The sequence below is a fragment of the Paraburkholderia sp. EG304 genome, assembly GCF_046543485.1.
Lineage (GTDB): Bacteria > Pseudomonadota > Gammaproteobacteria > Burkholderiales > Burkholderiaceae > Paraburkholderia > Paraburkholderia youngii.
On sequence record NZ_JBKGUA010000066.1, the window covers coordinates 14098 to 27407 of the forward strand.

Here is a 13310-nt window from a genome sequence, read left to right on the forward strand (position 1 = left end):
CGCGCCATTTAGCCGGCTGTCTGGTTCTGCGCGGCCACGTTTCTACCGTCGGACCGAATGACGGTGTCGCTGCGATCCGTCCTCGTATTGATGAACCATGCAGAAACCGAAGCCAGCAAGAAGCAGCCGACGAAAAGATGGAACACGACATTGAAGTCGTTCTTCGTCGTGGTCAGGATGTAACCGACGATCAGCGGGGAAAGAAATCCTGCCAGCTGACCCGCTGCATTGACAAAGCCGATTGCCGATCCGACGACCTTGTTCGGTAGCGCGACGTTCGGGATCGTGTACAACGAACAGCCGGCCATGGTCGAGAAGAAATAGCCGATCGTCTGATAGAACACCGCGGTTTCAGTGGTCTCCGCATGGGCAGTCAGATAGGCAAAGATGGCGGCCACGACGCAGCCGAGGACGACAAGCAGTTCGCGACGATTGCGGAAGAACTTGTCGGAGAGAAAGCCCGTGATGCAATAGGCAATCGTACCGACCAGAAATGGCACCGACGCCATGATGCCCATTTTGGCCGTCGAAAGGCCGCGCGCTTTCAGCAGATACGTCGGGAACCAGCTCATGATGCCCCACGAGGCGATGCTGAATACGAACAAGGTGACAAAGCACCACCAGACCAGCGGCGTTTTCACCAGTCCAGCGAAATCCGCTTTGCCGGCGGAGCCAGACTGAGCCTTTTCGCTGGTGCCGATTTCCTCTAATTCGATATTCGAAACGTGCTTGCTATCCTTCGGGCTGTTTCTGATATAGAGCCAGCCGAATATCGCCATCGCGATACCGGGGATGAACAGACTCGTGAAAATCGCGCGCCATCCCCATGCGGCCATCACGGCCGCCACGAACAGCGGAGCCAGAGCGGGTCCCAGCGCATTCGTGGTCATCATCAGCCCGGTCGCCCTGCCCAATTCGCGCTTCGGGAACCATGCCGACAGTGCCTTGAACGCGGCCGGAGGAAACAGCGCCTCGCCGACGCCGAATGCGACCCGCACCACCAGCATCAATCCGAGCGAATTACACAGTCCGGTAAGCGCGGTGAAAATCGTCCACCACGTGATGCCGATCGTGGTCATCAACCGCGGGCCGAATCTGTCTGCAAGCAGGCCGGCCGGAATCTGACATAGCGCGTAGCTGAAGAAGAACGCACTCAGGATTCCTCCCATTTCCATCGCCGACAGATGAAACTCGGACGCAATAAATGGAATAGCTGCTGCCATGATCATTCTGTCCATGTAACAGAGCAGATAGATCGCGAACAGAATCAGCAGCACGAGATAGCGATGTCTCCAACGAAAGCGCATGAGGTCTTCCTTATTATTAAGTGACAGCGGTGAAACGAAATCCGGGCTCTAGCCGGTCAGTTGGCGATATGAGAACGACCTGAAGTCGGCAGGTTCGCGAAAGCCCAGCATGTCGTTGGCGGTGATACCTGCGAAAGCCCCCGTGAAGCCGATTGGGGTGGCATATTCATCGCTGAGTTTCGTGAAATCCTTTTCCAGTCCGAGGTCCTTCCAGTCACCGTGTGTCACGCGATAAAAGAAGCGCAGTGTCGCATCCACGACGCGAATCCGCAGATCGATCCCGGTGGACTCGGGCAGCGTCGCCAGTCGATTGCTATAGGCAAAGCTGCCGGCATCCATTTCCATGTACGACAGGATTTTCGTGCCGTCGTCGTCGCGCGTGACGAACAGGTAGTAGAAGGTCTTCTCGTCGTAACGCGCCATGAGCCCAGCCATGTGCAGATATGACTTCGGCGAAAATTCCAGCGCCGTTTCGACTTCGAACTGCCAGTCACGGATGCGACAGGCCAGCATGCTTTGATGGAAGCGCGAAGTCGGCGACTCTTGCCCCCTGATTCGCAGGTAGCCCGGACGATCGTGAAGATTGCACCAGTCGTCACTGATGGGAATGCGCAGACTCTGCAATTCCAGCGGCAGAGCGGCGCATTGTTCGAAATCGATCGCCCAACTGCTGTCGAGCCTTTGCTCGATCTCCGAGTCGATCGCAAAAGATTCGGCGGGGACCACTCCGCCAGTGGCGAGGCAGGGCCAGCCGTCACGCCATTCGATCGGGGCGATGCAGGTCTCACGTCCTAGCGGCGAGCGCTTCGTTTGTGCATCGATTGGTCTCGATCCGAGGTACGTCATGTACCACTGGCCGTTCGGACCCTCGACCAGATTGCCGTGGCCGGTCCGCTGGATCCGTCCGTTCGCGTCGCGCGACGTGAGCATGGGCGTGTCAGGATGAAGCTCGTATGGACCGAAGATATCGCGGGACCTGGATACGCACGTTGCGTGCGTATAGCCTGTGCCGCCCTCCGCCGTGATCAGGTAGTACCAGTCCCCCTTCTTCAGCAAATGAGGGGCCTCGTATATCTGACATTTCATGAAGTAATCGGTCTTCAGGTTGGCGCCTTTATAGATGACGCGCTCTTCACCGATCAGCTTTTCCTCCTGCACCGAGTATTCCCGCAGAACGATTCCGACGAAAAGATCTTCGTGGATTCCTCTGAAGTCGCGCCGGATATAAGCGAGCCACTTTTTGCCGGATTCGTCGTGGAACAGGGATGGATCGTATCCACCGGACACGAGATGCACGGGCTCCGACCAGGGTCCAGTAATGTCGGGGGCGGTCACGACGTAGTTGTGCATGTCGCGCAGCGGGGAGATCTTCTGCTCGCCTTTCCATGCCTTGGTGTCGGTATAGACGAGCCAATAGAGACCGTCGTGATAGGACAGGGCTGGCGCCCATATGCCTCCGGACGGCTGCTCTCCGATCAGGTTCAATTGCGATAACCTGTCCAGAGGCGTGGCCTTGAGTTCCCAGTTGACGAAGTCTTTCGATTCGTAAATGAGAACGCCCGGATACCATTCAAACGTTGAAACCGCGATATACCACGCATCCTTGCCACGGCATACGCAAGGGTCCGGGTTGAAGCCGCGCAGAACTGGATTTTGAATAGTACTCATCGGGAGGGTATGTTTCTGACGTGCTGAAAGGAATAGATCTTTTTGCTTTTTCGGCGAGCGTTGTTACCGCTAACAATTCAATCTAGCATGTGACCTGCTAACTATTCAAGTGCGATGATGGGAGGGTATTCCCTTGGTTGAGTTCCTTACTGGTACGTCGTCCGAATGACCGGCAGGCGATGTATAGGAATCCTGCTATGAAGGCACGACGAAAGCCGCATTGTCAGAATCTTTCGGAGTGGCCCAAAACTCTCCGCGCCCGCAGGATCACCGGCATGTCGACCATCCTTCCATCCACGGCAACCGCCCCGCCATGGCTCGCCTCGACGGCCGCGAGCACGCGTCGCGCCCAATCCACCTCGGCGTCACTCCATGCATATGCGCGGTGCACCGCCTCGATCTGCTTCGGATGAATGCAAAGCTTGCCGCCGAAACCAAACCGCCGCCCGCGCCGTGCATCGGCTTGCACCGCATCAGCATCGGTAATGGCCGTCGATACGCCATCCACCGGTGCACCGATGCCGGCCAGCCTCGACGCAAGCACGATCTGCGAGCGAAACAGATGCAACTCCTCGCCATCCCCATCGATGCCGAGATCGACCTGAAAATCCAGCGTCCCGAACACGATACGCGGCACGCGCGGCGTGCCACATAGCTCCGCAAGATTCGCGAACCCGCGCGCAGTCTCGACAATCGGCAGTACGCTCAACGCTGGATGCGCGTTCGCCAGCACCGCGCAGATCTGTTCGCGCGTCTCAGCCTTCGGCAGCACAATTCCGGCGACACCGCTCTGACCAACGAGCGTCGCAACGTCATCTGGAAACCAGGGCGTATCCGAGCCATTGATACGCACCCACACGGCCCCCGATGCGTTAGCCGATACCGCGGCCACCACCGCCGCACGCGCCGGCACTTTCTGATCCGGCTGCACCGCGTCTTCCAGATCGAGAATCACCGCATCCGCGCCGGCCGCATAGGCCTTGTGAAACCGCTCAGGCCGATTCCCAGGCACGAAAAGATATGACCGGGGCAGCGCGCTCATGCCGCCACCATCGTGCGCGGGGCTGAATCGAATACCTGGCCAATCTGCGCCACTTCGGCAACACGCCACGCGCGGCGAAGCAGTTGCGCCGCCTCCTCGTCACTAGCCGCACCCGAGAATGCCGCCAGCCGATGCAGCTTCGTCGCAATCTCCTCGCGCGACAACGTGTTCCCTGGATCGCCCTTCGGCTCATCGACACGCCCGTCGAAAACACGGCCGTCGGCAGTGGTCACCGTGACCTTGCCTATCCAGCGCGCGGGATACGAGGCGTCGACTTCAGCGTCGAGCGTCATCGTGACCTTGTCGCGAAACGCAACGATCTCGCTCGCGTCGAAATCCTGCTCGAATTCGGTCACGCCCGCATAGCCGTGATGCGCGACGAGTCCGAGCACCGTACCCATGTTGAACTTCGCCTGATGCACGGTACGCGGCGCGATCACGGGACCGAGCACATCGATCGCGCCTTGATGCACGTGCGCGACGACCGTCGCGATGTCGCGCGGCGCGAGACGATGCGCCCGCACCACGGCGAGCAGCGCATCGGCGGCCGGATGCGTATGGCGGCACGCCGCGTGATATTTGAACGACGTCTCCGCGGTCGCCCAGCGGCTGCCGAGCCGATCGACGAGCCGAGCCGGATCGGCATCGCTCGACATGCCCGCGGCCATGCCTTGGGCGCCTTCGAGGATATGCGTCGCTCCTTTGAAGCCGTCGGCGGCGAGTTGCGCGGCCATCAGGCCGTTCGCGGCAGCCATCGCGGTATGCAGTTGTTTCGAGTCGGCGGCGTCGCGCAGAAATTCCCACAAGCCGCTCGCCTGTGTGCCTGCCGAGCCGAACGCATCGAGCATCTGCGATGGCGACAAATCGAGCAAACGTCCTGCAGTTGCGGCCGCCGCGACCGTGCCGACCGTGCCCGTGGTGTGAAACACCTTGTAGTGCGAGCGCCCGAGAAATTCGCCGATGCGAATACCGACCTCGTATCCCGCCACGGCCGCCGCGATGAAGTCGCGCCCCGGCGCTCGCCTTGCCTGTGCCAACGCGAGCGCAACCGGAAACACCACGGTCGCAGGATGAAACACCGAGCCATTGTGCACGTCGTCCTGTTCGGCGAAATGCGATGCGGCGCCGTTGATCATCGCGGCGAAATACGGCGTGGTGCGGCTGCGATCGATCAGCACCTCGCAGAGGCCCTCGTTAGTCGCACCAGCTGCCGCACGCGCAAACCGAGCGATCGTCTCGACGGGGCGAGCGCCTTTGCCGGCCAGCGCCGAGCCCAGCCAATCGACGTACAGGTTGACGGTCCGCTCGACGACCTCATGCGGGATGCTGTCGAAGTCGAGTTGCGCGGCGAAAGTGGCGAGCGTGAGACTGGGATGGTCGGTCATGAGTGTCGTGCGCCGTGTGATGCCAGGTTGTATCGGGTTCGTTCGGCATACCGGCTTGTCATCCCGCATCACATGCGTGCGGGCTCGAAGCGAAACAGGCTTACTGAATCAGACCGTGCCGGCCGCGCGCAGCGCGTCGATACGAGCTTTGCCGTAGCCAAGCTCACGCAGAATCGATTCGGTATGTTGACCAATTGTGGGAACGGGGTCCGTCCGAGGCTCGATGTCGGAAGGCAAACCCGGAGGCCGTAGTGACGGTATCGTGCCGGCTGCCGTGCCGACTTCCTGCCAGCGCTCGCGTGCCTTCAGTTGCGGATGCGCCCACACGTCCGCGAGCGTATTCATCTGCGCGTTCGCTATGCCTGCGTGATCGAGTCGCTCGATCACCTGCGCGGCGCTCAGCTTCGCGAACGCCGCTACTATCACCTCGCGCAACGCATCGCGCGCCGCAGTGCGCTTCGAGTTCGATGCGAAGCGTTCGTCCGTTGTTAGCTCAGGCAGTTCGAGCACGCGATCGCAGAACAGCTTCCATTCGCGTTCGTTCTGCAGGCCGAGCATGACCGTCTTGCCGTCGCCAGCGGGAAACGGTCCGTACGGATAGATCGTTGCATGCGCGGCGCCCGCGAGCGCGGGCTGCGGCTGACCGTCGATCGCGTAGTAGAGCGGATAACCCATCCACTCGACCATGCTTTCGAGCATCGACACGTCGATACGGCAACCGCGCCCCGTGCGTCCGCGCTGCAACAGCGCGCTCAGGATGTTCGAATAGGCGTACATGCCCGCCGCGATATCAGCGATCGAGCAGCCCGCCTTCGCTGGCGCGCCAGGAGAGCCGGTGATCGATAAAAAGCCGGACTCGCTTTGAATCAGCAGGTCGTACGCCTTCTTGTCGCGATACGGACCGTCCGCGCCATAGCCGGAAATATCGCAGACGATCAGCTTCGGATACTTCTGGCTCAGCGTGTCGTAGCCGAGGCCGAGCCGTTCCGCCGCACCCGGTGCGAGGTTCTGCACGAGCACGTCTGCATCGGCAACCAAGGCATCGAGAATCTCCGCCGCCGCGGGCTGCTTCAGGTCGAGCGAAAGGCTTTCTTTCGAGCGATTGGTCCACACGAAGTGCGACGACAGTCCATGCACACGTTCGTCATAGCCGCGCGCGAAATCGCCGACGCCGGGCCGTTCGATCTTGATCACGCGCGCGCCGAGATCGGCCAGTTGACGCGTGCAGAACGGCGCGGCGATCGCGTGTTCGAGCGTGATGACCTTGATACCGTCGAGTGGTCTCATGATGTCCGCCAGCGGGTCAGAACGAACGCGGCAGCCCGAGAATATGCTCGGCCACGTACGAGAGAATCAGATTGGTTGAAATCGGCGCGACCTGATACAGACGCGTTTCGCGAAACTTGCGCTCGACGTCGTATTCGCATGCGAAGCCGAAACCGCCGTGAAATTGCAGGCACGCATTGGCCGCTTCCCACGACGCGTCCGCAGCGAGCAGCTTCGCCATGTTCGCTTGCGCGCCGCACGGCTGCTGCGCGTCGAAACGACGTGCCGCTTCGAAGCGCATCAGGCTCGCTGCCTCGACGTTGATGAACGAACGCGCGATCGGAAACTGCACGCCCTGGTTCTGTCCGATCGGCCTGCCAAACACGACGCGCTCCTTCGCGTACTCGGTGACTTTATCGACGAACCAGTAACCGTCGCCGATGCACTCCGCGGCGATCAGCGTGCGCTCCGCGTTGAGGCCGTCGAGAATGTATTTGAAGCCTTGCCCTTCCTCGCCGATCAGATTCTCGGCCGGGATTTCGAGGTTGTCGAAAAAGAGTTCGTTGGTCTCGTGATTGACCATGTTCAAAATCGGCTGCACGGTCAGGCCATGCCCGATCGCTTCGCGCAGATCGACGATGAAGATCGACATGCCCTCCGATTTCTTCTTCACGTCCGCGAGCGGTGTGGTGCGCGCGAGCAGGATCATCAGATCCGAGTGCTGCACGCGCGAAATCCACACCTTCTGGCCGTTGATCACGTAACGGTCACCGCGCCGCTCGGCGGTAGTCTTGATCTTCGTCGCATCGGTGCCGGTGCTCGGCTCGGTCACGCCCATCGATTGCAAACGCAGGTCGCCGTTCGCGATCTTCGGCAGATACTTGCACTTCTGTTCTTCCGAACCGTGCCGCAGCAACGTGCCCATGTTGTACATCTGTCCGTGGCATGCGCCCGAGTTGCCGCCCGCGCGATTGATCTCTTCCATGATCACCGACGCTTCCGTGAGCCCGAGCCCCGAGCCGCCGAAGTCCTGCGGAATCAGCGCGGCGAGCCAGCCGGCCTTCGTCAGCGCGTCGACGAACTCTTCCGGATAGCCGCGCGACTCGTCGATCTTGCGAAAGTACTCGCCGGAAAACTGCTGACACAGATCGCGCACGGCCTCTCGAATGTCCTGGAACGAATCGTGTTGCGTGGTTTGCATAGTCGAGTCTCGTGGAATTCAGGCGAGCGCGGCGGTCGCGCGCATGGTCAGATAACCTTCCTGGTCCTTCGCCCACAAGTCGATGGTCTTGCCGTCGGCGGCGGGCTTGCCGCATACCGTGAACGGCTGATCCGCGAAGGTCGGGCGAAGCGCGCGAAACGCGAAGCTTTGCAGCGTCGCTTGCGGCAGTTCGCGGCGCACGAGATCGACGAGCAGCGTCGCGATCAGCGGGCCATGCACGACGAGGCCCGGATAGCCTTCGACTTGCGTCACATAGGGATGGTCGTAGTGAATGCGATGGCCGTTGAAAGTCAGCGCCGAGTAGCGGAACAGCATCACGGCATCGGCGTCGATCGTGCGGCTCCACGTTTCTCCTTCGGGCGCGGGCGCCGGCTGTTGCGGCCGCGCCCCTTCGTGCGGCGCGTCGCGATAGACAATGTCGTGCTCCTCTTCGAGCTTCAACTCGCCATCGACTTCGATCGTATGTTGCACGGTGACGAATACGAGGCGGCCCGAGCGGCCGGTCTTGTCCTCGATATTGGCGATCGTCGAAGTTCGCCGCGCATGCTCACCGATCTTCAGCGGCGCATGAAACGTGAGCCGGCCACCAGCCCACATGCGGCGCGGCAATGGCACGGGTGGAAGAAAACCGCCACGCTTCGGATGTCCATCGGGACCGACTTCGGATAGCGGCGCGACCGGAAGAAAGTACAGCCAGTGCCACAACGGCGGCACGGTGTCGCCGCTTTCCTCGCGATCGAGCGTGGCGGCGAGTGCGGCTAACGGAAACGCGGTGATGTCGTCTTCGGCCACCGCCTCCTTGTTGAGCCAATCGTCGAGCTTCTGTGGGGCAGCGGACATGGCGGAGTCTCCTGGTTTAGTGTGTTGGTCCTCGTTAGGGCCCACTATGACCGACGCGCTGTGTGCCGCGAAGTTCGATTTTCCGAAGCGGGCCTTTGGCTTTGGTTAAGACGTTAGGCGCGGCGCGCGGCACTGACAATCTGTTTTCAGCGCGATCAGAGATTCGACGCGGCCCGACCTTATTGCTTTACCGAACTGCAACGGCGCTCCTTCACCTGCTCGCTTATTTGAGCCCGAGCCGTTTGGCCAGCCGATTCAGATTCGCGCGGTCCAGCCCCAGCTCGCGCGCGACCGCCGCCCAGTTTTGCCTGTTGCGGATCAGCGCTTCGAGAACGAGATTGCGTTCGAACTCGGTGACCGCACTGCGAAAGTCTTTCGTCTCGCTTTGCTCGCTCTGCGTGGCCGTTTGATTGGCTTCCTGATTCTGTGCGTTGGACAACGCGAAGTCCGCGGCCGTCAACGTCAGAATACGGCGACGCTCACGACTGGCCGCCAACGCCTTCAGCGCACTGCGTCCGATCAGATGCTCCAGTTCGCGCACATTGCCGGGCCATGAGTAGTGCAGCAACGCGGCCTGCGCGTCGGCCGCAAGCCGCAGACTCAGCAGCCCGAGCCGCGAGCGATTGTCTTCGAGGAAGAAGCCCGCCAGCAGTAGCACGTCGCGGCCACGTTCACGCAACGGCGGCACGCGCAGCGGATACACGCTGAGGCGATGATAGAGATCGGCGCGGAAGCGGCCCGCGCGCACTTCTTCGGCGAGATCGCGATTGGTTGCGGCGATCAGCCGCACGTCGACTCTGTGCTCGTGGTCCGAGCCGATGCGCTGCAACTGTCCGTTCTGCAGGACGCGCAACAGCTTCGCCTGCACCGCGAGCGGCAACTCACCGACCTCGTCGAGGAAAATGGTGCCGCCGTCGGCGAGTTCGAACTTGCCGCGCCGATCCGCCGACGCTCCCGAAAACGCGCCGCGCACGTGGCCGAATAGTTCGCTCTCGACGAGCGTATCGGGCAATGCCGCACAGTTCAGGCTGATCAGCGGCTTGTTCGCGCGCGGCGACAGCGCGTGGATCGCGTTCGCGACCAGCTCCTTGCCGACACCGGTCTCGCCGGTGACGAGCACGGTCAGATCGCTGGCGGCCACCACCTCGATCTCCTCCACCATCCGGCGATGCGCCTCGCTGCTGCCGATCAGCTCGCGCCGGCTCTCGCTGCTCGCCAGCCGATAAGCTTCCGCGCGACGCTGCGCCTCTTCGCCATTGCGCGCCAACGCGTCGATGCGTTCGACGACGCTGACGGTCGCAGCCGCGAGGCCGAGAAATGCTTGCAGCGAAGCCATGTCGAGCGTGTTGAAGCGCGCCGGGTCGAGTGCGTCGAGCGTGAGCAACCCCCAAGGCTCGCCGCGGATGAACAGCGGACAACCCAGACAGTCGTGCACTTCGAGATGCCCGGCTGCCATGCCTTGCACGAGGCCATCGTAGGGATCGGGTAGTTCGGAGTCAGCCGCGAAGCGCGTCGGCCCTGGCTGGGCCAGCAACTCCTGAAAGCGCGGGTGCTCGGCGACGCGAAAACGCCGCCCGAGCGTATCGCTGCTCAAGCCGTCGATCGCCAGCGGCACCAGCGTATCGCCTTCCAGGCGTAGCAATGCGGCCGCGTCGCCAGGAAACAGCGAGCGCAGCGCGCTGAGCAGCCGCCGATAACGCTCGCGCTCGGACAACTCGCGCGACAGGTCGAGAATCAGTGGGGTAAGAACGTCGAGGACCGCCTCGGCAGTCAGATCGACTGCGGGTTGAGTCTTTTCGACTAGGGTCGAATGAACCATCCTATTTGCCAGACCGTTGATCTACATACATTTTATACCTGGCACGATTCGTGGATAGTAGAGGCAGTCTGCCGAAACCGGCTGCGACACTCGCTGATAGACAGACGCTCACACAGACTCTCATCAGGACTTGAAAATATGCTATCCGCCGAACACCGCGCCATTATCACAGCAACCGTGCCGCTCCTGGAAAGCGGCGGCGAGGCGCTCACCACGCACTTCTACCGCGTGATGCTTAGCGAGCACCCGGAAGTGCGCCCGATCTTCAATCAATCCCACCAGGCGAGCGGCTCGCAGGCGCGCGCTCTGGCCAACGGCGTCGTGATGTACGCACGCCATATCGATCAGCTCGAACAACTGGGCGGGCTCGTCGCGCAGGTCATCAACAAGCACGTGTCGCTGAACGTGCAGCCTGAGCACTATCCGATCGTCGGCAAGTGCCTGCTGCGCGCGATTCGTGAAGTACTCGGCGCGGACGTCGCAACCGACGCCGTGATCGAAGCGTGGGCCGCCGCGTATCAGCAACTCGCGGATCTGTTGATCGGACTCGAAGAGAAGATCTACGCCGAAAGCGCGGCAGCGCCCGGCGGCTGGCGCGGCACGCGGCTGTTCCGCCTCGCGCGCAAAGTGCGTGAAAGCGACGAGATCACGTCGTTCTATCTGCGTCCCGATGACGGCGGCGAATTGCTCGCATTCAAGCCGGGGCAGTACATTGGCGTGCGGCTGGTGATCGACGGCGAAGAAGTGCGTCGCAACTATTCGCTGTCAGCAATGAGCGATGGTCGCGAATATCGCATCAGCGTGAAACGCGAACCGAATGGAACCGTGTCGACGTATCTGCACGAGCAGATGAAGGTAAACGACCCGCTCGAACTGTTCGCGCCGGCCGGCGAATTTACGCTGCAACCTGGCGACAAACCGTTGGTGCTGATCAGTGGCGGCGTCGGGATCACGCCGACGATGGCGATGCTGCAAGCCGCGCTGAAGACCAATCGTCCGGTGCATTTCATTCACGCGGCCCGTCATGGTGGCGTGCATGCTTTCCGCGGCGCGATCGATGCATTGGCCGCGCGCCATCCGCAACTGAAGCGCTTCTATTGCTACGAGCAGCGCCGTGACGGCGATGCCGACGCGCACGCGGTCGGTTACGTCGACGAAGCGAATCTGAAGAAGTGGCTGCCGGAAACGCGCGACGTCGACGTGTATTTCCTCGGGCCCATCGCGTTCATGAAGGCGATCAAGAAATGCCTGAAGGCGATCGGCGTGCCGGAATCGCAGAGCCGTTATGAGTTTTTTGGGCCGGCTGCCGCGCTCGAATAACACACTCGGCTAATCGACGAGTACTTGCCCTCTTCGAATCGTTGCAAAGCGTATTCGAAGACGGGCATTTTCTGGTTTGAATTACGCCGGTGGGTTTGGCCTTGTAAGAAGCGGGCCAAGTCTGCTGCGCGTTCAGCGCTCCCTTCTGCGGCGAAATGCCCACCAGCCAGTCAGCCCGGTAAAACCGGCGACCAGCAGCACCATCACCCAAAATCCATGCTTGTTCTCGGCGAGCGGAATGCCACCGACGTTCATGCCGAAGAAACCGGCAATGATATTGATTGGCATCGCCAGCACCGTGACGAGCGTCAGCGTGAATAGCGTGCGGTTGTTCTGCTCCTCGAGTCGTGAGGTGATTTCTTCCTGCAGCAATCTAACCCGCTCGATCAATCCGGCCACGTCCGAAAGCACGACCGAGAACTCCTCCGTCGATTCACGCAGATCCTGCACGTCTTCCACGTGAAGCCAGCGAGGCGGCCTCGCCAGCAAGCGGAAAATCGCGCCCGGTTCGGGTGCCAGCATCCGCTGCAGACGTGTCAGCGTGCGACGCATCGCGCCGAGGTCGAGGCGGTTTTGCGTCGGCCGTTGCGACAGGAAGCGGTCCTCAATTCGATCGACGTCGGCGCTGGTTCGGCGGACGATCTGCACGAGCAGGTCGGCCTGGTCGCGCATCAGATGAACGAGCAGCTCGGCAGGTGACCTGAATACTTCCCCTTGCCGTACCGACGCGCGCAAACGGTCCACCGAGCGCAGCGGCTTCAGCCGCGCGGTTACGATGAGCCGCTTGGTTGCGTAGATCCACAGCGTCGCGATTTCGGACGGGATGAACTCGAGGTTGAACATGACGTCGTTCACGACTGCGCGCAGTGCGCCGTCCGCATGTTCGATCCGCGTCGAATGCGAGCCTTCGCGCAAGGCGTCGAAAAACGCTTCGGGCAGATCGAGTTGCGTGCGCATCCAGCGCTCGCTCGCGCTATGCGCGAGATTGAAGTGAAGCGACAGAAACTCGCCAGCGTCCCTTACGGTAGTGTCGGCATCGTCCTCACGCTCGCGGAACCAGTCGATGACTTCGTCCGCGTCGATCGGCCGTCCGGCAAGCGTCGGCAAAAACCGGAAACCGCAGACCATACCCGACGAATCCGCGCCGTAGGTTTGCAATGCCAGATCTGATTTCATAGGGCGTTCAATGCCAGCGCTTCCGAAAGGAATACATGAGCATAGCGCGAACGATTGAAAGAGAGTTGACGCGCGCAGTTTCCGGCGTCGTATTGTCGAATTGAGGCGGCTGGCGTGTCACGGAAACGTCATCTCTGACGATTTCGGCCGCGTAAACGCAAAAACCCCACCGCTGGGGGTGGGGTTTCTGGCTTGTGGGGGAGCCTGACGATTACCTACTTTCACACGGGCAATCCGCACTATCATCGGCGTGGAGTCGTTTCAC

10 protein-coding genes are annotated in these 13310 nt (G+C 61.3%); 1 reads left to right on the top strand and 9 read right to left on the bottom strand.

What is annotated here, in order from left to right; genetic code table 11:
• Positions 1-8 precede the first annotated feature (8 nt).
• From ACLFKU_RS37830 to norR, 8 genes are all read right to left on the bottom strand, one after another.
• A complete protein-coding gene (locus ACLFKU_RS37830) occupies positions 9-1307 on the bottom strand; it encodes an MFS transporter (protein ID WP_410852583.1) in 1299 nt (432 codons plus the stop codon).
• Between the two features lie 48 nt (positions 1308-1355).
• Positions 1356-2975 (bottom strand): glycoside hydrolase family 43 protein, encoded by a 1620-nt coding sequence (locus tag ACLFKU_RS37835; RefSeq protein ID WP_410852584.1) that lies wholly within the window; start codon positions 2973-2975, stop codon positions 1356-1358.
• A 223-nt stretch (positions 2976-3198) separates the two neighbouring features.
• Positions 3199-4017: an HpcH/HpaI aldolase/citrate lyase family protein gene (locus tag ACLFKU_RS37840; protein ID WP_410852585.1), complete on the bottom strand. Its 819-nt coding sequence runs from the start codon at positions 4015-4017 to the stop codon at positions 3199-3201.
• Positions 4014-5402: an MmgE/PrpD family protein gene (locus tag ACLFKU_RS37845; protein ID WP_410852586.1), complete on the bottom strand. Its 1389-nt coding sequence runs from the start codon at positions 5400-5402 to the stop codon at positions 4014-4016. The genes ACLFKU_RS37840 and ACLFKU_RS37845 overlap by 4 nt, the downstream gene beginning before the upstream one ends.
• A 108-nt stretch (positions 5403-5510) precedes the next feature.
• A complete protein-coding gene (locus ACLFKU_RS37850; RefSeq protein WP_410852587.1) occupies positions 5511-6689 on the bottom strand; it encodes a CaiB/BaiF CoA transferase family protein in 1179 nt (392 codons plus the stop codon).
• A 16-nt stretch (positions 6690-6705) separates the two neighbouring features.
• The gene (locus ACLFKU_RS37855) at positions 6706-7869 is read right to left on the bottom strand and encodes an acyl-CoA dehydrogenase family protein (RefSeq protein ID WP_410852588.1); all 1164 of its coding nucleotides are present in this window, start codon (positions 7867-7869) and stop codon (positions 6706-6708) included.
• 18 nt (positions 7870-7887) lie between these two features.
• Entirely contained in the window at positions 7888-8730 is an 843-nt protein-coding gene (locus tag ACLFKU_RS37860; RefSeq protein WP_410852589.1) for a MaoC family dehydratase N-terminal domain-containing protein, read from the bottom strand.
• Between the two features lie 223 nt (positions 8731-8953).
• The gene (norR, locus tag ACLFKU_RS37865) at positions 8954-10549 is read right to left on the bottom strand and encodes a nitric oxide reductase transcriptional regulator NorR (protein ID WP_410852590.1); all 1596 of its coding nucleotides are present in this window, start codon (positions 10547-10549) and stop codon (positions 8954-8956) included.
• A 138-nt stretch (positions 10550-10687) separates the two neighbouring features.
• Here norR and hmpA point away from each other — a divergent pair, with 138 nt between their 5' ends.
• Positions 10688-11869 (top strand): NO-inducible flavohemoprotein, encoded by a 1182-nt coding sequence (hmpA, locus tag ACLFKU_RS37870; RefSeq protein ID WP_368587452.1) that lies wholly within the window; start codon positions 10688-10690, stop codon positions 11867-11869.
• 132 nt (positions 11870-12001) lie between these two features.
• Here the strand turns inward: hmpA and ACLFKU_RS37875 are convergent, their stop codons facing one another.
• Positions 12002-13045, bottom strand: a complete 1044-nt coding sequence (locus tag ACLFKU_RS37875; protein WP_410852591.1) for a transporter — start codon at positions 13043-13045, stop codon at positions 12002-12004.
• Positions 13046-13310: the final 265 nt, after the last annotated feature.